Consider the following 19,599-nt stretch of genomic DNA (forward strand, 5'->3'; position numbering starts at 1 on the left):
TAATTCTCTCTTATAATGGAAGATGTCCTCCAGAGTTTTCTTCACCATCTGCACCTTTATTACGGAATATTTCCGATGCAACCATTAATCCAACAATAACAACAATTAATATTGTAGAAAGAGCATTAATTTCAGGTGTTACTCCGCGTTTCACCATACTGTAAATATATAATGGCAATGTTGTTGATCCTGGTCCAGACACGAAGAAACTAATCACAAAATCATCGATTGATAATGTAAATGTTAATAATGCCGCTGAAATAACCCCAGGTGCAATTCCTGGAAGCGTTACATAACGAAACGTTTGCCATGGGGTTGCACCTAAATCATTCGCCGCTTCTTCTAAATCACGTCCCATACCAGAAAGACGTGCTGCTAAAATCACAACAACAAACGAAATACTAAATGTAATATGTGCAATAATAATGGTAACTTGTCCAAGTTCCATCCCAATTTGACTAAATAAAATGAGTAATGATAATCCCATTAAGATATCTGGAATTAGAATCGGTAAATATACAAGACCATTAATTGCTCCTTCAAAACGATATTTATAACGATGTAATGCAACAGCAAAAATCACGCCAAGAACCGTTGTCACAACTGTCGTCACGATTGCAATTGTAATACTATTTACAAATGCATCAATGACATCTTGCTTTTGAAACAAATCTGTATACCAATGGAAGGTAAATCCTTCCCATTCTGCGTTAATACGCGAATCGTTAAAAGAATATACCATTAGAACCATCATTGGAAAATACAAGAACAATAAAATCAACCAAGAATAAGATACTAAAAACTTCTTCATCTTTGTCTATTCCCCTCCGTTTCCGTATTTATATACTTTCGTCGCACGATAATATAAGTAAATTAACAGAACAGAGAACAGAACAACAATCATTGATAATGCAGATCCAAATGGCCAGTCACGCGCACCTAAGAATTGGTTTTGAATCACGTTTCCGATCAATGCTACTTTTGATCCACCCATGACGTCTGATACAACAAACATTCCGATAGATGAAACAAATACTAGAATCGAACCAGTAGCGACCCCTGACATCGTCATTGGCAATGTCACATTCCAAAATGCCTTCATTGGTGTTGCCCCTAGATCATATGCTGCTTCTAACTTACGTTTATCAAGCTGCTCAATCGCTGCATACACTGGTAAAATCATAAATGGAAGTAAAGAATATACCATTCCTAATATTACAGATGGTGTATTATATAATAAATTTAAAGGTTCATTAATAATGCCTAACTTCAGCAATAATGTATTTACAAGACCTTGTGAACGTAAAATAACAATCCATGCATATGAGCGCACAAGAAAGTTAATCCAAAACGGAATCGTTGCTAATAATAGAAGAATAGAACGATATTTACGATCAACAATTGTAATTGTATATGCAAATGGATAACCAATGAGTAAACAAAGTACTGTTGTAATAACTGCAATTTTCACTGTTTCCCATAATGTATTCATATACAACGGATCAAACACGCGCGATATATTATCTAATGTAAATTGCATTTCCACTGTCCCGTATGCTCCGCGCTGTAAGAACGCAAATGCTAATACGAATACAAGCGGAAATAAAAAGAAGATTAGCAACCATGTAACTGTAGGTAATGCGAGTAGTTTCCCTTTTTTCAATTTAAGGTCACCTCATCCTCTTGCTCCCAGCCTACATATATATTATCACCGATACTCCACTGCGCTGCTTCTTCGGCAGTTTGATATGCCATTAATAGTTCTGATGTTTTTTCATCGCGTACATAAAGCTTTTCCATATTTCCAACAAATTCAACATCTTCAATATGCCCAAGATGGTATTCTTTTAAAATCGGTTGCTCAACCGAACGTATTTTTACATTTTCAGGGCGCACTGCTACGTAGCTTTCCCCATTTTTTATAATATTATTTTCACCAATGAACGTCGCAACAAACAATGTTTTCGGTTCTTTATAAATTTCCTTTGGCGTTCCGACTTGCTCAATATGTCCTTTATTCATAACAACAATTCGATCACTCATACTCATTGCTTCTTCTTGATCATGTGTTACATAAATGAACGTAATTCCTAAATTACGCTGCAAATTTTTCAATTCACGCTGCAAATCTTTTCTCAACTTAAAATCAAGCGCTCCAAGTGGTTCATCCAGTAATAACACACGCGGATTATTTACGATTGCTCTTGCAATTGCAACACGCTGTTGTTGTCCACCAGAAAGTTTTGTAGGCTTACGATCACGGAATTCAAGGAGCTGAGTTAAGCGCATCGCTTCTTCTGCACGTTCTTTTTGTTCTGCCGCTGATACTTTTTGCATCTTCATACCAAAACAAATATTTTTCTCCACCGTCATATGTGGAAATAATGCATAATGCTGGAACACTAGGTTCATATGACGCTTATAAGGTGGTAAATCGTTAATTCTATCCTCGTCAAGTAAGAGATTCCCTTTTGTAGGAGTTTCAAAACCTGCAATCATACGAAGTAAAGTTGTTTTACCACACCCACTCGGTCCAAGAATTGTTAAAAATTCTCCTTCTTTAATATCTAAAGAAAGAGGTGGTATAATCACTTGATCTCCAAAATGTTTTTCTACTGCTTCAACTTTAATAATCTTTTTCATTTTCCCGTCCTATCTACCTCAAATTTTTAATCTTTATATTCATGAATAAATATTAGTTTTCTATCAATTCTTTTGTTTCGATCCAAACAAAAACGATTGTTTAACAGCGTCCTTATCTATTCTTTATGTAGTATGTTTGATTCATTTTCCCATGATACATATGTCGAACAGAAAAACCCCTTCAGGTGAGAAGGGGTTTTTATCATACGGCTACGCCTACTGATAAACACCATCATCATTTTAACAACTTTCGTATGAATTTTAAAGCACTTTTTGTAGAAGAATAACGAATTTTCATATCAAATACTGTAGATTGGGACAAAATGCTTTTATAGTGTGAAAATGTGCGAAAACTTTGTTTTCCATGATAACTTCCTAATCCACTGCTCCCAACACCACCAAAGGGTAGATATGGCGTAGCAAGATGATATACAACGTCATTTATACACCCACCGCCATATGAGATATTACGTGTAATTTGTCTTTGAATTTCTTTACTCTCTGAAAATACATATAAAGCTAATGATTTAGGTTGTCGCTGAATTCTTTCAATGATGTCTTCTATTTTCTCATACTCTATAATCGGCAAAATTGGACCGAAAATTTCATCTTCCATAACGGAATCCTGCCATGTAATATTCGTTACAATACTAGGCTCAATATGCAGCGTTTCTTCATTATATTTCCCACCAATTTCCACCCTGCCATCTTGTAAGAAAGAACATAATCTTTCAAAATGACGTTTACTGACAATCCGAACGTAATTTTCATTTTGCAGTGGTTTTTCGCCATATTGATTTTTAATTTCAATTCGTAGTGCTTCAATAAATTGTTCTTTTACAGAAGAATGAACATATATGTAATCAGGCGCAACACATGTTTGTCCCGCATTCAAGAATTTCCCCCAAACTATGCGCCTTGCTGCTATTTCTAACTTTGCATCATTATGCACAATACATGGGCTCTTTCCACCAAGCTCTAACGTAAGGGGAATCAAACTTTTAGCTGCCGCCTCCATAACAATTTTACCCACTCCAACGCTACCGGTGAAAAAAATATAATCAAACGGCTCTTTTAACAGTGCTGTACTCTCCTCAATACCGCCTTCAACAACCGCAACAAGTTCAGCCGGAAATAACTCTTGTAACATATTTGCAAGAAGACTAGAAACATTAGGTGTCAATTCTGACGGCTTTAATACAACCGTGTTTCCAGCGGCTATTGCCCCTACAAGGGGTGCAATCGCAAGTTGAAAGGGATAATTCCACGGAGCCATTATAAGAGTAACACCGTAAGGCTCTGGAACGACTTTCCCCTTCGAACCAATGTGTGTAAGTGCTGTACGAACGCGCTTTGGCTTACTCCATGAAGAAAGATGTTTCATTAAAAAGGAAATCTCCTTTAATACGTATCCAACCTCTGTCGTAAATGATTCATGATCTGATTTATTTAAATCCAATTTTAACGCTTGAAAAATATCAGATTCAAAACGCTGAATCCCTTCATATAATCTTTTTAAATGTTGCTTTCTTTCTTCTATATTTCTTGTGTGACCTTTATAAAAATATGACTTTTGCTCGTTCACAATAGAAGTGATATCCATCTATTATCCCTCCTTCTATATTTACATTGCTATTTCAACATATACATTACTGTTACGAAAACAAAAAGTGACCTACACTCATTTTCTCTCTTTGTTTTCACTTGGCATGGGGCAGGAAAAAGATCTGACCGCTTCTACGCTTGGACGGATGCTCTCTATCACCTTAAAAAGGGTTTATATTGGTTCTTCAATATATATTCCACCTTTTACTTAACATTTTCCTATTCTTAAAGTTTAATTATATACGAGTTTGCATTTCATATAAAATACATTTGCTCATAAAAAAAGCTGTTGAAAGGAAAACCTTCAACAGCTTCTTCATAATTAACGATATAAGCGAACTGCACCTGCAGACTTATCATCCGATTGGCCAACTACTTCAAATTTCAGGCCAAGTTTTGGTAAAATGCGTCCTGCATCTGGAATTTGCTTATTAATATAAGCTTTAGAATCGTCGAACTTCGCAACACCTGGTAGTCCACTGTATTCAAATGTTCCACGAGGTTGTGATACAACTTTCCATGCCGGTGTTTGATCGAAAGAGAACGCTGCATCAGCAATTTGATAACGTGTGCTATCTTTAAATGTTGGCTTACCATTTAAAGTTCCTGCAATTGCTTCAGGATGAGAATCAACTACACCAAGGAATCCGTATCCTGGATGCACGCCAACCCAGTTATCTGTATAGCTTGAGTCTGCATACCATACAACCATACCTGTGTTATATACTGGACCGCGAGCATATTTTAACGCTTCGTCAGCACCAGCATAGTTTCTCCACTCTACATAGTAGTTGTGCTTTTTCTTTTCAATTCCATTAGAAGCAATGAAGCCATCTAGTTTGAATTTTGGTGTACCTTCTGCATCATCAGAGAATACAACATTACCATCTACTGTTAATGTTGCATTATCAAGAGTAAATCCATCTAATGCTAAACCACCATCCGTAATATATTCAAATACAAGCTTCACTTTCTTACCTTTAAATTGGCTTAAATCATAAGATTTGTCTACCCATTTTCCAAGAGTGGTATCTGCACCACCTTTTACATTTTTATTACCAATTGTATCGATTAATGTTTTCGATCCATCTTCTGCTACTGCATGTACTTCTAAGAAATCATAGTCTGTTTCAATTTCATATAATGATTTGTAATCAAACTTTGCATTTGTTGCATTTGTTAAATCAAATAAAGGTGTTTCTAATGTTGTATGAAGATCATCACCTTTTGTACTATAGTAGTACTTCTTACCAAACGCAGGTTGAATTCCTTTTACATCTTTATCCGGTAAATTAACACGGATCATACCTGGACGAGCCGTTTTTGTTACACTTTGATCTAGGTATGTTGCATAACCAATTCCTCGGTTTAACTTCTCATAATCTAATTCCACAATATTCGCCCAGTTTCCACCAATTGTTTTTTGGAAGAACTCTTTGTTTTGCGGAGAGAAACTTGTTGGCGTTGTTCCAGCAATTTCACCAGCCCAGCTACCACCACTCATAATAGACCATGACTGAACTGGCTCGCCGCCGCCAGAATATTTTGTATCATACTCATCTGGAAGACCTAAATCATGACCATATTCATGCGCGAATACACCGACCGCTCCATCTTCTGGTTCAATTGTGTAGTCAAACGCTGCCATTTTGCCATTCCAGTATGGTACTTTTGATTTTGTACCTTCTATTTCATATGGTTTTTGACCAACTGTCCAACGATGTGACCAAATTGCATCATCACCCAATTTACCGCCACCAGCTTCTTGTCCAACACCAGCATGGATAACCATTAAGTGGTCGATCAAGCCATCTGGTTGATTTTGATTGCCATCTTTATTTACATCATATTGATCAAATTGATCGAATTCTGATAAATCAAGACCGCTATCTACCGCTGCTTTTAATGCATCTTTGATCAGGTCACGAGGTCCTAGTGGGCCTTTATTATCATGGCCGTCTCCAGCATCTGCACCGTAATCAGACGCTTTACCTGGAACTGTTAACCACTTTGTAACCGTTCCATCTACTGTATAGCTACCGCCAGATTGTTCTTCATAATATTTCTTAAATGTTTCAATGCTTGTCCCATCTTCTAATTTAAATGGTTCGTTACCAAATAACATTTTTTGATAATGTTCTTGGTTAAAATCACTAGAATACATATAACCAGGCTCTTTATCGATATTATTATGTTTGAAATCAGCATACTCTACAAGTAAAACAAGTACTTTGTCTTTACGAACGTTTCCATTATACTCTTTTGCCTTTGCAGAAGTAGTTGGCACTTTACCATTTAATGCGCCTTTAACGGGAACTGCTCCAGCTTCATTTCCATTTGCTGGTGTTTCTAATTTTTCTTTTGTATCTGCCTTTGCATCTTTAACCTTCTTCAGGAAATCAGACGCTTCTTTTGTAACAGAATCCCCAGTCGTTTCTTCTTTTCCAGGTTTGTCACCCTTCTTTTTCTCTACATACTTTTCGACAGCTTTCTTTGTCTCTTCATTTGAAGCTGATGAATCAATTACTCCTCGGTTTTTAAGAGCATTAGCTAAGCGCTCTTCTGGAATTAAATGATCATCAATCGGGCTTGTAGGTACTGTTTTTGCAGGTGTTTCTGCATAAACAGACTGGCTACCAGCCCCAAACGAGCAGCCAAGAACAGCTGCTACAGCAAGTGTTGATAACACTTTAAACGGTTTCTTTTTCATCCCTTTTTTCCTCCCCCAATAAAATATGTACCAATATTTAGATAATAATAAAAATTCAGTAACTTTTCAATATTTTGTTTGATTTTGTGCTATTTTGTAACTTTTGTAACACGTTTGTAAAAATAACATATTTTTCACAAAAATATCCCTCTATATATCAGTTATTTCTGAAGATATTGATAATTTTTGATAAAACTATTACAATTTCTTTATAGAATGACAAACTAGTAACTTTTTATTAGTGTTACCTACAAAATATACAATAAATTAACATTATTTTTACCAAATTAACTTTTTGAAATATTATAATGTGTTTAAAAGGTTGTTTATTTTGTACGATTCATTACACATTAGGGAGGAATACACTTTGTACAAACAAAAGGCAGATACGCTAGATCAGGATTGGATTGATTTAATGCTTGAAGCTTTAGATGCTGGGATCGCTATTCAAGATATCGAACACTTTTTCCAACGTATGAACCAGCCTACCAGAAACTAGCAGCGTAGCAGAGGCGTTCTTTTTAACGAAATTTGTGTTATAATAATGACATCATAAGCCGACTACATACTTACAGAAAGGTGCACAAAGATGATAGGAGAACGTATAAAACGCCTTCGGTTGCAAAGAGGGATTTCTTTAACAGAACTTGCTGAAAAAGCAGGTGTTGCAAAGTCTTATATTAGTTCCATTGAACGTAATTTACAAAAGAACCCTTCCATTCAATTTCTTGAAAAAATTGCGAATGTTCTGAAAATACCAGTGGACACACTCCTTCATGACGAAACATCATCCGAAAACCAATTGGATTCGGAATGGACACACCTCGTCAAAGAAGCTATGAACTCCGGTGTCTCAAAAGAGCAATTCCGTGAATTTTTAGAGTTTACAAAATGGAAGAAAAACCAGGAATAATATATACAAGGAGGAGTGCATACTGGGGGGCGCTCTTTTTTTATTTACAAAAAAAGCGGGGAATCCCCGCTTTTTTGTTTGTTATTTCCTTATTGATTATCTCTCTTCGCCTTCAGTTTGGCTTGCATTGAATGTCCATTCTAAGTTTAATTTATCGCCTTGGAATTTATTTTGATCTTTACCATTTTCTTCAAATACAAATTGTACCCACAGGTAGTCTTCTGTTCCAGCTTCTAAGCCACCTTTTTCACCCCACTCTGGAGCAAAGATGTCTTTTGCTAGAAGATCTGGATCAGCATTTTGTAAATCTGCTAATGTTGTTTCATATACAGGCTCGCTTTGTTTATCCCAGTTCCAAATAAATTTCACTTTAATATGCTTACCGAAATCTTCCCCAGCGTTATCGCCTTTCGCATCTGTAACTGAGTACTTCGTTGCTAATTTAACATCTTTAATTGCTAACGTGCCGCTGTTCTTTAATAAGAATTCTTTCTTAACAGAATCGCCTGGTTTAAGGTCCTTAATATCTACAATTGTTTGAGGGTCCAAAGTAAGATCTAATGTACCCGCTGCAAACGTATTGTTCGATACTTCTTTGTCACTAAAGTAAGCGAATGTTCCTCCACCGATTAAAGATAATCCCAATGCCGCTGAAGCGACTCCCATACCTAATTTTTTCTTTAAACTCACTGTAAATTCCCCCTAGCTATTTTTTTTTATTGTTATCTCTTAATGTAGGATAAGAGGTATAACCAATCGAACGCCTGTTATTTTTCTACGGCCAATGTATGTACAATACCCCTTGAATTTATCTGTTCTTTAAAAAGCTACCTATACGTTCATTATAAAGAACATATAGGTGTAATTGCAACTATAAAATAATATTAATTTTGAAACTATTCTCTATTCATCCTTAAAAAGACTTAATCCTTCCTATACTTCATTTGAGTATACCTTTTATAAAAATAAAGCCCACACCCCACTAAACCAATTCCTATTAAAACCATACTGCTTTGTTGCACACCTGTACGTGGCAGCTGCCAGTTACTATTAGAATCTATGGATGCAGGAGGTTGCATTTGATTGCTTCCCGTTTCATTTTCTGTACCCGCACCATTTCCGTTTGGCTCTTCCGCATAAAAAAGAAATTTCACCATTGTTTGTAATCCTTGATACTCATTTCCTAACTCTTTAGGAACATGTATCGTATAGATAAGCTCGTCAGTTCTATCAACTGCTAATGTACGCTTTTCCATACTTTGAAGTTCTTTTACAGCACTCCTTGTTTATCTTTTACAGTGACCGTAAGAGCTTCATATAATTTCGTAGACCCCTCTGAAGCCTCGCTCTTTATACTATATGATAATTTCTTTGTTCCTTCATTACTAATACGTATACTTCGATTTGCCCAGTCTCCTGGCTTCATATTTAAAACATGAAATAGTACTTCTTTTGGCTCAAGGCTTATATCTATTTCTCGCCGCTCCTCTGCATACACTTGGTCAATATTTTTTGTAATACCAATGAAAACTACTAGAATCAGACATATACTCATGATAAATAACCACTTCTTATTCATGTACATCCCTCATATAACAAGAATTGGTATGAAAAAAAGGCAGGAAAAACCTACCTTTTTTCTATCAATCCTATTATTTTTCTGACCCTTCTGTTTGTTCTGCTTCAAATGTCCATTTCAACTCAAGTTTATCACCTTGGAATTGATTTTGATCTTGCTTATTATCTACAAATTCATATTGTACCCAAAGATAGTCGGAATCACCATGCTTCAAACCACCCTTTTCAGCAAACCAACCTGCAAAAATACTTTCTTCCACTGCATCTGGAGACATAGCTTTTAAATCAGCCAATGTCGTTGAGAAAATAGGCTCACTTAATTTATCCCAATTCCAGAAGAAATTCACACGGATATGCTTACCAAAGTCTTCTGAATTATCTCCTTTTGAATCTATTACATTATAATTAGTTAATAATTTCACAGTTTTTATATCTAATGAACCATTATTGACAAGCTTAAAGTCACGTGTCATTTTATCCCCTGGCTTAATATTATTAACATCAATAATCGTAGTTGGATCTACAGAAAGATCTAATGTACCTGCTGCAAATGTATTATTTGATACTTCCTTATCACTAAAGTATGCAAATGTTCCTCCACCAATTAAAGATAGTCCTAACGCAGCTGATGCAACACCCATTCCTAATTTTTTCTTAATTCCCATTCCGTATTCCCCCTGAACTTCATTTTTTTATGTTAACCTCTACATTTGTAGAAGGTATAACCCAAAAATCAGTGGTTTTCATGTACAGCGCTTGAATCTTGTTTCTGCACTTCTTCTTTATTCTCTTCAGGCTGTTGTAATACTGGATTGGTCTTTTTCGCTTATTGAGCTTGATTGACTTGTTCTTGTTTAGGGTTTGATGGTTGCTTTATTTCTTCTTGTTTATTTGATTTTTTTTGCTCAGAAGAAGGTACAACTTGTTCTTGTTTTGATGGTTGTTTTATTTCTTCCTGGCTGTTTGACTCTTTTTGCTCAGAAGAAGGTACGACTTGTTCTTGTTTAGGGTTTGATGGTTGCTTTATTTCTTCCTGGCTGTTTGACTCTTTTTGCTCAGAAGAAGGTACGACTTGTTCTTGCTCTGTTTTTCCAGACGTGTTATTAACCTGTTGCGCTTTTTTCTCTTCTATTTTCTTTTGTAGGGTTAGAATAAATTCTTCCATTTTTTGTACTGATATTTTCTTATCAACATTATCCTTAATACTCCCTACTTTAGTAAAACTCGCTTGTACATATTGAAGCACTTGCTTACTTGAATCGCTATTATTTACTCTTACATTTTCTACTGATTGCTTATAATAATCTTCTATTTCTGTATATATGTGTTGCAAGGCTTCACGTTCCACTTTCACTTTTTCAAACTGTTCTCTCCATTGCTGCGCTTTTTGTTCGAGTACTTCTACAGAATCAGCTTGTGTTTCCTGATTCATTCCTTCAGCTCCATTTAAAATCAAATTCTCATGCTGCTCTGCTTCTTTCACCAAAGTATCAATCGTTTTTGGAAATACAATTGCAGTTGAAACAGTAGAATGTATTTTTGTCTCATTTACAAAAGCAGCCTCTGTATACGTAACTACTTGTGATCCCATATAGAAAGCTATTGAACACATACATGGTAACATGAGTATTGTTTTTATTTTTTTTGATGATTTCATCATTCCAACCTCTCCCATTACTCGTATTCAATTCTCTATAAAGAACATAATTTCATTATATAGAATAAAATCCGAAAATGAAATAAAAAATATAGTATTTTTTTACATTTTTGTTACACATGACCTTTTCGCGTGGTAAAAAACCTAATTCCATCAATCTAATCTCTCGTATACATATCTCCGTATAATAGTTCGAAAATAATATATATAAATAGACTATCAATTTGATAGCCTATTTATATAATTATTTCTCTCTACCAACTGTTTGCTGTGCATCATTATTAACTAGTATTGAAGGTTTCCCCAATAATATCTTTATATTTATAATCTCTAAAATGGAGAAAATAACGGAATTATACAGATTGTCCTACATCTGCAGATTTCTTTTTCTTTTCGCTATCAATGCTACGGATTGCACTAAAAATAGAAATTGCAGAGTACCCAAGTAAACATATGCCTGGAATAATTAAAAGTAAGGCTGCTCCTGCTTTTGAATTCGCATAATTCAACAAATATCCCACATATGGAACTGTAATATTTCCATATTTCCCAATAACATTTTCTGCTAAGACTGGTTTTAAATCCGGGCCATTATTATTGTCACCTTTTGTTTCATACATTACTTTCCCATTTACGTTTTTCACATCAATAATACGGTGAGTTACAATTTTTTTATCGCTTTCTTTAAAAGTAATTACATCGTCTTTTTTATATTTAGATCCATCTTTCGTTGGTTCGATTGCAATAATTGATCCTGTTAAAAATGTTGGTTCCATCGATCCAGATAGTACTGTTTTAAATTGATATCCCATTACAGTCGGATCCCCGCCGCTTGCTTTTGATGAGATGACAATAAACGCTAAAAAAACCATTAACGCAAATAAAACAAATGAAATGACGTTACTCATAATCTTCCAAACTAGTTTCATCTGTATCTCCTCCTCTTTATTATGTATATGCACGTAAAAACTAGGATATCCTAAGATGTTCTTAAAAGAGAACCTAAATTAATACTATAATGAACGAATAAAAAACGCAATAAAAAATAGGCAATTGATCATTGCCTATTCCACTTCTGAAACTGCATTCTTTTTAGCTCGTCTTACCACATATAAACCAATTATTATTAAAGCAATAATTCCAGCTCCAATACTTACCATCAACCCAAAAGGATACGTAGGCTCAGCTGGCTTTATATTTTTTTTCGGCATTGCAAATGTAATATCTTCCTTAGACAGAACATTAATGCTTTCAATCATTTGATTGTTTTTTGTCACGTCTACTGTTCCAATTACATCCCCGCGATGAATCCCCTTTTGATATAGCTTTTCTTTATCAACCGGAGCCGTTCTAAAGACTGTTTTTACATTCTTTCCTTCGTCTTTCTTTAACATCAATTCTGCACTTTTTTCAAGTTCACAATCTATATTTTTATCTAAATATGTTGCTTTCTGATGCCAATTATTTTTATCTAAAACCATTTGCTTAGCAAATTGCGAGAAAGAATGATCTGCAATTTGACGCATATCTTCGTAAATCTCTGGTCTTTGTGACGCCATCACAACATTGACAATACAATTACCATCTTTCTCATTTAATAATACAAGTGTATTGCGTGCTTCATTTGTAAAACCTGTTTTTCCACCAATACTATATGAATTTTCGAAATAAGTAGCCTTATTAAAAATAGAAACCGTTTGTCTAGATGTTGTAACCGTTGTTCGTTTCGTATTCATAGCTTGTAAAATCTCAGGGTATTGTTGAACCCCTCTCGTGATCATTGCCATATCATATGCCGTCGTATAATGATTCGGATCATGTAAACCATTCGGCGTTACAAAATGACTATCCTTTGCTCCTAACTGCTTCGCTTTCTCGTTCATCATATTCGCAAAGTTTTCTATACTTCCACCAATACGTTCACCAATTGCATACGCAACATCATTTGCACTTAATACCATTAAAATTGTTAGTGCTGTATTACGATTGATTGTTTCACCTACCTGAAATTCAAGTTGATAATTACTCTTTTCCTGATCTAATGCAGGTTGTGAAAACGTAAATTGCTCCTCTGGCTTCGTATGCTCCATTAATAAAATAGCAGTCAATACTTTCGTCATACTTGCCGGAAATGCATGTTGATGTGCATTTTTGTCATACAAAACATCCCCTGTTTTTGCATCAATTGAAACTGCAAACTGCCCAAACACATTTGGACCCGGACCAGGTGCCGACACTGGTTCAGTTCCAGTTTCAGCGTACAATGTCATAGGCGTTAAAAAAAATAAACAAATCACCATAATGAAAACCGAAATCTTCTTACAATTTACCATATGACTCTCCCTTTTCTATTTTCTTTTACCTTATATACTAATTCTACCAATCCGACATTAAATTGGTATTTAAATGGCAAATTAATTACCATTTTTCACTATATCATAATTTTACAAGGAAAGACATAATCACACACATAAAAATAAGAAGGACTCATTCTTTCTTATCCTTCTCATCAGCCAATAAATCTATTAAATTATTCCCAGCTTCCTCTTCTGTAATCTCATCGGTCATGCCCATGAAGGACCAACCCTTTGAATCTATCCATTCAATAAACTCATCTAAAAACTCATCATGAGAGACATCAACATCAAGAATCGCACCATTTATTGAAATCGTTCTATTTCTAGATACACGCATCTTGAAAGATTTTCTTACCATTCTTATATACCTCTTTAATCTATAAAATATTTATAAATCTATTTTCTATCTCTGTTATACCCTATTTCCATGAAATTGTAAAAAGAAGATCCTACCAAAACAAATATAAATGTAATATTCATTTGCTATGTTGCTTCATATAATCCTCATAAATAGGTATTGCGCTAGCATCACCAGCATCAGCTTTCGCACTGTTAAAATTATTTCCTGCTTTCAATCCATTTTGTCCGATATCAAGATCATGTAAAATACGGTGAACATATACTAAAGCTGTTGTATCATGATTTTGAATTGAAATATGAAGTAATTTTCTAGCTCGGTCTAAATCTTCTTTATAAATTGCCTTTAGTCAACGAAGCAGCTTCTTTTAAAGTGGTATCAATTAACTTGAATCCCCATTCGTTCTCTTGCCAAGCTGGAGCATCGGTCTTCTCAAGATTCTCATACCTTTCCCAACCTGTAATCGTATTTAAATCACTATGCATTTCTCTTATCTTCATTCCAATATCTTTTGATTTATCTACCTCTTCGATTTGCTCAGTCTTTTCAGCATTCATTTCTTTCTTATCTGCTTTATGAAACAACATAATGCCACCGCATATTAATCCAAATAAAACAAGGCCTCCAATAACAAAAGCAATTCCTTTTCCTATCCTTTTAAACAAAGTGACACACTCCTTCAAGTTATTTAGGTAACCTCCTAAATTATATCAATTTTAAATCGTATTATCTTATGAAATTAATATTCAACTTGATGAAAGGCGAAAAATCACTCTAGCTTCATGAGTGAGTAATCCCCTTACTATTTACTATTAAACTACATGTAAATGTGCTCGCAATAAATATAATCATGTCATTCTATCAGGTTCCATTTTAAAGATTATAGTAAAAACTATTGTAAGGTGTCACTTAGTTTTGTATAATCAAACAGACAGAATTATCAGATATATAATTCATCACTTTTATCATGATCCCGTAGCTCAGCAGGGAGAGCGCCACCTTGACAGGGTGGAGGTCGCTGGTTCGAGACCAGTCGGGATCATAAAGTGAAACTTTAATCAGTGGGGGTTTTCTTCATCCCCCACTGATTATTAGTTGAACCAATCGGGCTTTTACGGACAGTTGATCCCCCACCTATCTTCCTCGTTTCTCTCTGAATCTTGAGGTGGGGGTCTTACTGCCCGTTAATGCGGGATAAAATACGGCAAAATAGCGTTCTACCAATTGGTAGAACGCTATTTTTATACGATAATTTACTCGTTGATTTAGCCAACATGGTTGCTGATTCAAGCTATACAAAAGAATTCAATGAGATATTTAATAAACATCAATGTCACTTTCCCTTTATTTATAATCAATTATGGGAAATATTTTTCAACTATATATACACAAAGAGAGGGCATATATTTATCCCTCTCTTCTGTCCAATCAATATTAATCTTGCTCATCCATCATTTCCTCAAACGCAGCAGACACTTTTTCAAACTCCTTGTCACTCTCAATGTATGACAATTCACCATCATCTTCTACTCTTAAAAAGAAGATGTCAATGTCTTCATCTGTTTCCTTTTGAAGGTCTTCTACAAAGCCGACAGCAATGTATTCTGCTCCTTCGACATTCATCGTTCCCAGCACTTCAACTTCCTGCTCCTGATCACTCTCATCGCTAATGGTAAAAGTTTCGCCTACTTCAATTTCCACCATATTCGTACTCCTCCTTTCATACTCTAAAAAATAGAGCAGTCAAACCGCATACTTACTAGCATATCTTTCCATAAAAAATGAAATTAATGCGCAAAAAACAACAAATTCTTGCTGCTTCAGCGTAAATACCCAACCAAAAGGATATCATTCGTGAATATGAACTAACGCATTTCGTATTAGATAATTGGATCAACTAAAGTGATTAAAGTCCCAACGCTTTCGAAAAATTAGAAATATACTATTTTAGATTTTCGAAAGACCTCCTTGATCCGCAATTATTTCTTTCATATAGGAAACAGGCAAGCCGTCTTGTAACAGCTGTTTCATCATTTTCATATAAGGGTTAATATGCTTAAAATATTTCTTATAGGATGCGCATAGATAATTTAATCCTGGCTCATTTTGATTTGAAACTAGAAATCTATTTTTAGGACATTCGCCATGACAAGCGAATCGAACCTCGCAATTTCTACACACTGAGGGCAGTGTATCTCGCTTCTTCTTACCAAAGGCAAGCTGTGATGGGGAATTTATCATATTTACTAATCCATCTGTAATATTTCCTAATCGATATTCAGGATAAACGTAATGATCACAAGAAAACAGATCACCATTATGTTCCATAGCGACCGCTCTACCACACTCTTCCGAAAAAATACAGACTGGTGACGGAATTCCGGTCCAGGAAGCTAATGCCCATTCAAAATTCATAACATAAACCGACCCTACATCATGCTGCACCCACTCAATAAATTTACACAATAAAGAATCTAGTATATTAGCACTAAACAAAACAGCTTCTTCAAGTCTTCGCTTGAAAAAGCTGTTTCTAATAAAAACATATTACTATAGTAATAATGATTTTTTTACAATATGTACATGAACTACAATGACTTTAAGGTAATACATATACCTTTACTGTTCTAACTCCCCAGTTCCAAACTTCCTGCTTTGAAGGTATAAATACGTCTATTTTATTCCCTTTAATAGCTCCACCAGTATCCCTAGCTCCAGCTGGTCCATATCCCTCTACATATACATTCGAGCCAAGTGGAATAACTGAAGAATCCACAGCAATCACTTTTAAATTTGGATTAGCAGTTAAATCATCTCCCATACTCGTATAAACATGTTCACCAGGTTCCGCACCATTTTCTTCCGGGTCGTTTGAGTATGCTGTTGATCTAACCGTTAGCTCACGCGTATTTCCTATCCATTGTCCACTATCTTTGAAATAATTCATTTTTTCGTCAATCTTATTCCAACCTGTTTTCATCGTTCCACCAGCTGCTTCATCTAAGTAATACCAACTACCACCTGTTTTCAACCAGCCTGTCTTCATTGCCCCGCCAGCTGCCGCATCCAAGTAATACCAATTTACTCCGTATTTCAACCAACCTGTTTTCATTGCTCCGCTGGCTGCCGCATCCAAGTAGTACCAACTACCACCTGTTTTCAACCAGCCTGTCTTCATTGCCCCGCTAGCTGCCGCATCCAAGTAATACCAATTCTCTCCGTATTTCAACCAATCTGTCTTCATTGCCCCGCCAGCTGCTCCATCCAAGTAATACCAATTCTCTCCGTATTTCAACCAACCTGTTTTCATCGCTCCGCTGGCTGCCGCATCCAAGTAGTACCAACTACCACCTGTTTTCAACCAGCCTGTCTTCATTGCCCCGCCAGCTGCTTCATCCAAGTAATACCAATTCACTCCGTATTTCAACCAATCTGTTTTCATCGCTCCGCCAGCTGCCGCATCTAAGTAATACCAATTCTCTCCGTATTTCAACCAACCTGTTTTCATCGCTCCGCCAGCTGCCGCATCTAAGTAATACCAATTAGTTCCTTCTTTCAACCAACCTGTTTTCATCGCTCCGCCAGCTGCTTCATCTAAGTAATACCAATTAGTTCCTTCTTTCAACCAACCTGTTTTCATCGCTCCACTGGCTGCTTCATCTAAGTAATACCAATTAGTTCCTTCTTTCAACCAACCTGTTTTCATCGCTCCACTGGCTGCTTCATCTAAGTAATACCAATTAGTTCCTTCTTTCAACCAACCTGTTTTCATCGCTCCGCCAGCTGCTTCATCTAAGTAATACCAATTCTCTCCGTATTTCAGCCAACCTGTTTTTTTACTACCATTTTCATAATAAAACCTTTCACCATTTTCTAATTTCCATCCAGCTTGTTGAGTAGAATCTTGCGTTATGTTATTTGATGTTTCTGCTAAACTAGCAATCGGTTGGAAACCGAAGCCCAGAACCATAGCTAAAGAAAGTGCTGTGATTTGTTTTTTCATAAATTCATTCCTTTTCCCTAAATTTGGCCATTGACTAAATCATCATACTATGTATAAGTATAATTGTTTCTAAGATAAGAATAAGAGTAGTAACAAAAATGTAATAAAAATAAAACAGAATGAAATCCAGATGCAAACTTATTGCATACTGGACTTGATTCTGTTTTATTCCTGCTATCTTCTACCTCTTTTACTAGCTTATAATTTCTTACTCATCAATACCACCAACACAATAATCCCCACAAACATCGCCGCTAAACATCCAATCAGTTTATAAAAACCTCTCTTTGTCAGCGTATTATCTTTCGTAATATCTTTGCGAACGAAGAAATACATGAATAGAATTAAAATAATACTTATACTAAACGCATAAAGAAATTGCATTTTTTCTCCTTCCTATATGTAAGACCTATAATTCATTATTTTCCACTTAATATCTTTTAGATAAAACAACAAACGAAATAAAAACCGTACTAATCGTTAAAGCAGCTAATATATTAAGTAGTTCTCCAGCTGTCAATATAATGATTTCTAAATGTAACCCAATTGAAAAAACAATGAAATATATCAATAATGCAAAGAAAGAATAAAACATCCCTTTTTGACGGATTAACTTCATCCTTTCGTCTTTCTCTTTAAATTGTGGGTGAAGATAACTTAAACAAAAGCACATAATCATCATCGATGCTAATGTATAAGTCGGAGTTGGCGGCGCAGAATGTGTCATAATCCCTGCTAATACCATGAATCCACTCATAATTAAAAAAAACATTCCTATAATCAAAAAGTACTTCTGTGAATAATTCATTAATATTCCCCCTTCTCTATCATTCCCGTTCTTTCCCTTCATAAATAAATACATTCTCAATGGTTGTCTGAAATGTTTTCGCAATTTCAAATGCTAAAGGAAGTGATGGATCATATTTTCCTTTTTCAATTGAAATAATCGTCTGTCTAGAAACACCAAGTTTTTCGGCTAACTTCTCTTGAGACAGTCCCAATTTTTTTCTGTATTCTACCATTTTGTTTTCCAAGGAAAATCCCTCCTCCTCCTTGAACAGAGTATAAATGTAAAGCATCCTTTACGTCAAGTATCCTTTACATAACTTTTCCAATCCTTCTTACTCCCACCTATTCTTTTTGATCACGACTATTGTCATAACTAAAATGGAACATATAGTTAACTTTATTTGTATAGATGGTTTTCATTATATTTATCCCTCTGTAATGAGAAAAATTAATATTGTTATCTGCACTTTATCTTTTTAAAATATTACATTTTTTCTCCTATACGAATGAAGCTGGCTACCCTTTTTAAGCTATTTTCTGCTATATTTGCAAAAACTAACGATTTATGAACCATTTTCAAATCATAATCATCACTTACAAGCAAATTTTTCTTTTTTCCTTTCAATATTTAACACTATTGAAATAAAGTTTACGATAAATTCATAATTTTTTATTTTTTATACTATATCCTGTTATATTGTTGTATAATATTTTTGAAAGCGTTTATTATTTTAATATACATAAATCAAACCGCATTTTAACAAAACATTCTTACAATTCATCTTATATTTTCATATGGAAGATTTTGTTCCAAGTGCGGATGTACCAGATGAAATCACCTATTTTTTCCTTAAAATTACTTTATAACATGAAAGATTAACTTGGGTGATAAGTAATTGTGAATGTTTTTTTACAAAACGGATAAGTAATAATGTTTGGTATTATGTAAATTATCGTAATAACATAAGAGTAAAGATAACATTTAC

Annotated in this window: 22 protein-coding genes and 1 tRNA gene; 3 read left to right on the forward strand and 20 right to left on the reverse strand. The window is 35.0% G+C overall.

Annotated elements, in window-relative coordinates; genetic code table 11:
- Positions 1-10 precede the first annotated feature (10 nt).
- The 5 genes from potC to MHH45_RS09830 all read right to left on the reverse strand — a co-directional run bounded on the left by potC (position 11) and on the right by MHH45_RS09830 (position 6,958).
- Entirely contained in the window at positions 11-811 is an 801-nt protein-coding gene (gene potC, locus MHH45_RS09810; RefSeq protein WP_016113897.1) for a spermidine/putrescine ABC transporter permease PotC, read from the reverse strand.
- Positions 812-817: 6 nt separating this feature from the next.
- Entirely contained in the window at positions 818-1,663 is an 846-nt protein-coding gene (gene potB, locus MHH45_RS09815; protein ID WP_016113896.1) for a spermidine/putrescine ABC transporter permease PotB, read from the reverse strand.
- On the reverse strand, positions 1,660-2,643 hold the full coding sequence (potA, locus tag MHH45_RS09820) for a spermidine/putrescine ABC transporter ATP-binding protein PotA (protein WP_088093984.1): 984 nt from the start codon (positions 2,641-2,643) through the stop codon (positions 1,660-1,662). The genes potB and potA overlap by 4 nt, the downstream gene beginning before the upstream one ends.
- Positions 2,644-2,878: 235 nt before the next feature.
- Positions 2,879-4,246 (reverse strand): aldehyde dehydrogenase, encoded by a 1,368-nt coding sequence (locus MHH45_RS09825; protein ID WP_016113894.1) that lies wholly within the window; start codon positions 4,244-4,246, stop codon positions 2,879-2,881.
- Positions 4,247-4,570: 324 nt separating this feature from the next.
- The gene (locus MHH45_RS09830; protein WP_016113893.1) at positions 4,571-6,958 is read right to left on the reverse strand and encodes an immune inhibitor A domain-containing protein; all 2,388 of its coding nucleotides are present in this window, start codon (positions 6,956-6,958) and stop codon (positions 4,571-4,573) included.
- A 367-nt stretch (positions 6,959-7,325) separates the two neighbouring features.
- On the opposite strand from MHH45_RS09830, the gene MHH45_RS09835 reads away from it, so the two are divergent.
- Positions 7,326-7,457, forward strand: a complete 132-nt coding sequence (locus MHH45_RS09835; protein ID WP_016113892.1) for an anti-repressor SinI family protein — start codon at positions 7,326-7,328, stop codon at positions 7,455-7,457.
- Positions 7,458-7,547: 90 nt separating this feature from the next.
- Entirely contained in the window at positions 7,548-7,871 is a 324-nt protein-coding gene (locus MHH45_RS09840; protein ID WP_016113891.1) for a helix-turn-helix domain-containing protein, read from the forward strand.
- Between the two features lie 96 nt (positions 7,872-7,967).
- Here MHH45_RS09840 and calY read toward each other — a convergent pair whose 3' ends face one another.
- From calY to MHH45_RS09885, 9 genes are all read right to left on the reverse strand, one after another.
- Positions 7,968-8,561 carry a biofilm matrix protein CalY gene (gene calY / locus MHH45_RS09845; protein WP_016113890.1) on the reverse strand — a complete coding sequence of 198 codons (594 nt, stop codon included), beginning with the start codon at positions 8,559-8,561 and terminating at the stop codon, positions 7,968-7,970.
- 233 nt (positions 8,562-8,794) lie between these two features.
- Positions 8,795-9,127 carry an LPXTG cell wall anchor domain-containing protein gene (locus tag MHH45_RS09850; protein WP_249922710.1) on the reverse strand — a complete coding sequence of 111 codons (333 nt, stop codon included), beginning with the start codon at positions 9,125-9,127 and terminating at the stop codon, positions 8,795-8,797.
- Positions 9,128-9,141: 14 nt separating this feature from the next.
- Complete coding sequence (locus MHH45_RS09855; protein WP_249922709.1) at positions 9,142-9,450, reverse strand: CalY family protein; 309 nt, start codon at positions 9,448-9,450, stop codon at positions 9,142-9,144.
- A 73-nt stretch (positions 9,451-9,523) separates the two neighbouring features.
- On the reverse strand, positions 9,524-10,114 hold the full coding sequence (locus tag MHH45_RS09860) for a CalY family protein (protein ID WP_016113888.1): 591 nt from the start codon (positions 10,112-10,114) through the stop codon (positions 9,524-9,526).
- A gap of 161 nt (positions 10,115-10,275) precedes the next feature.
- Positions 10,276-11,109: a DUF4047 domain-containing protein gene (locus MHH45_RS09865; RefSeq protein WP_016113887.1), complete on the reverse strand. Its 834-nt coding sequence runs from the start codon at positions 11,107-11,109 to the stop codon at positions 10,276-10,278.
- A gap of 350 nt (positions 11,110-11,459) precedes the next feature.
- Positions 11,460-12,035: a signal peptidase I SipW gene (sipW, locus tag MHH45_RS09870; RefSeq protein WP_016113886.1), complete on the reverse strand. Its 576-nt coding sequence runs from the start codon at positions 12,033-12,035 to the stop codon at positions 11,460-11,462.
- Between the two features lie 135 nt (positions 12,036-12,170).
- Positions 12,171-13,439 (reverse strand): D-alanyl-D-alanine carboxypeptidase family protein, encoded by a 1,269-nt coding sequence (locus MHH45_RS09875; protein WP_016113885.1) that lies wholly within the window; start codon positions 13,437-13,439, stop codon positions 12,171-12,173.
- A 154-nt stretch (positions 13,440-13,593) separates the two neighbouring features.
- On the reverse strand, positions 13,594-13,821 hold the full coding sequence (locus MHH45_RS09880; RefSeq protein WP_016113884.1) for a hypothetical protein: 228 nt from the start codon (positions 13,819-13,821) through the stop codon (positions 13,594-13,596).
- 332 nt (positions 13,822-14,153) lie between these two features.
- Positions 14,154-14,486, reverse strand: a complete 333-nt coding sequence (locus MHH45_RS09885; protein ID WP_249922708.1) for a hypothetical protein — start codon at positions 14,484-14,486, stop codon at positions 14,154-14,156.
- Positions 14,487-14,790: 304 nt separating this feature from the next.
- Here MHH45_RS09885 and MHH45_RS09890 point away from each other — a divergent pair.
- A tRNA-Val gene (locus tag MHH45_RS09890) sits at positions 14,791-14,863 on the forward strand.
- 392 nt (positions 14,864-15,255) lie between these two features.
- On the opposite strand, the gene MHH45_RS09895 is transcribed toward MHH45_RS09890, so the two are convergent.
- The 6 genes from MHH45_RS09895 to MHH45_RS09920 all read right to left on the reverse strand — a co-directional run bounded on the left by MHH45_RS09895 (position 15,256) and on the right by MHH45_RS09920 (position 18,858).
- Positions 15,256-15,525 carry a DUF1292 domain-containing protein gene (locus MHH45_RS09895; protein ID WP_016113860.1) on the reverse strand — a complete coding sequence of 90 codons (270 nt, stop codon included), beginning with the start codon at positions 15,523-15,525 and terminating at the stop codon, positions 15,256-15,258.
- Between the two features lie 243 nt (positions 15,526-15,768).
- Positions 15,769-16,236 (reverse strand): SPASM domain-containing protein, encoded by a 468-nt coding sequence (locus tag MHH45_RS09900; protein WP_249922707.1) that lies wholly within the window; start codon positions 16,234-16,236, stop codon positions 15,769-15,771.
- A 184-nt stretch (positions 16,237-16,420) separates the two neighbouring features.
- Positions 16,421-17,824 (reverse strand): 3D domain-containing protein, encoded by a 1,404-nt coding sequence (locus MHH45_RS09905; protein ID WP_340862333.1) that lies wholly within the window; start codon positions 17,822-17,824, stop codon positions 16,421-16,423.
- Positions 17,825-18,022: 198 nt separating this feature from the next.
- Positions 18,023-18,208: a DUF3976 domain-containing protein gene (locus MHH45_RS09910; RefSeq protein ID WP_088093982.1), complete on the reverse strand. Its 186-nt coding sequence runs from the start codon at positions 18,206-18,208 to the stop codon at positions 18,023-18,025.
- 46 nt (positions 18,209-18,254) lie between these two features.
- On the reverse strand, positions 18,255-18,632 hold the full coding sequence (locus tag MHH45_RS09915; protein WP_016113855.1) for a hypothetical protein: 378 nt from the start codon (positions 18,630-18,632) through the stop codon (positions 18,255-18,257).
- A gap of 19 nt (positions 18,633-18,651) precedes the next feature.
- Positions 18,652-18,858 (reverse strand): helix-turn-helix transcriptional regulator, encoded by a 207-nt coding sequence (locus MHH45_RS09920; RefSeq protein ID WP_016113854.1) that lies wholly within the window; start codon positions 18,856-18,858, stop codon positions 18,652-18,654.
- Positions 18,859-19,599 lie beyond the last annotated feature (741 nt).

This window comes from Bacillus sp. FSL K6-0042, from assembly GCF_038006685.1.
In the GTDB taxonomy this organism is placed as follows: Bacteria; Bacillota; Bacilli; order Bacillales; family Bacillaceae_G; genus Bacillus_A; species Bacillus_A pseudomycoides.

Bases quoted from the DNA above. Each gene is read 5' to 3' on its own strand.
- MHH45_RS09860 (WP_016113888.1), bottom strand. From the start codon at position 10,114: ATGGGAATTAAGAAAAAATTAGGAATGGGTGTTGCATCAGCTGCGTTA.
- MHH45_RS09900 (WP_249922707.1), bottom strand. From the start codon at position 16,236: ATGAATTTTGAATGGGCATTAGCTTCCTGGACCGGAATTCCGTCACCA.
- potC (WP_016113897.1), bottom strand. From the start codon at position 811: ATGAAGAAGTTTTTAGTATCTTATTCTTGGTTGATTTTATTGTTCTTG.
- MHH45_RS09825 (WP_016113894.1), bottom strand. From the start codon at position 4,246: ATGGATATCACTTCTATTGTGAACGAGCAAAAGTCATATTTTTATAAA.
- MHH45_RS09880 (WP_016113884.1), bottom strand. From the start codon at position 13,821: ATGGTAAGAAAATCTTTCAAGATGCGTGTATCTAGAAATAGAACGATT.
- MHH45_RS09855 (WP_249922709.1), bottom strand. From the start codon at position 9,450: ATGAATAAGAAGTGGTTATTTATCATGAGTATATGTCTGATTCTAGTA.
- sipW (WP_016113886.1), bottom strand. From the start codon at position 12,035: ATGAAACTAGTTTGGAAGATTATGAGTAACGTCATTTCATTTGTTTTA.
- MHH45_RS09915 (WP_016113855.1), bottom strand. From the start codon at position 18,632: ATGAATTATTCACAGAAGTACTTTTTGATTATAGGAATGTTTTTTTTA.
- MHH45_RS09830 (WP_016113893.1), bottom strand. From the start codon at position 6,958: ATGAAAAAGAAACCGTTTAAAGTGTTATCAACACTTGCTGTAGCAGCT.
- MHH45_RS09850 (WP_249922710.1), bottom strand. From the start codon at position 9,127: ATGGAAAAGCGTACATTAGCAGTTGATAGAACTGACGAGCTTATCTAT.
- MHH45_RS09910 (WP_088093982.1), bottom strand. From the start codon at position 18,208: ATGCAATTTCTTTATGCGTTTAGTATAAGTATTATTTTAATTCTATTC.
- MHH45_RS09840 (WP_016113891.1), top strand. From the start codon at position 7,548: ATGATAGGAGAACGTATAAAACGCCTTCGGTTGCAAAGAGGGATTTCT.
- MHH45_RS09875 (WP_016113885.1), bottom strand. From the start codon at position 13,439: ATGGTAAATTGTAAGAAGATTTCGGTTTTCATTATGGTGATTTGTTTA.
- MHH45_RS09895 (WP_016113860.1), bottom strand. From the start codon at position 15,525: ATGGTGGAAATTGAAGTAGGCGAAACTTTTACCATTAGCGATGAGAGT.
- potA (WP_088093984.1), bottom strand. From the start codon at position 2,643: ATGAAAAAGATTATTAAAGTTGAAGCAGTAGAAAAACATTTTGGAGAT.
- MHH45_RS09905 (WP_340862333.1), bottom strand. From the start codon at position 17,824: ATGAAAAAACAAATCACAGCACTTTCTTTAGCTATGGTTCTGGGCTTC.
- MHH45_RS09865 (WP_016113887.1), bottom strand. From the start codon at position 11,109: ATGATGAAATCATCAAAAAAAATAAAAACAATACTCATGTTACCATGT.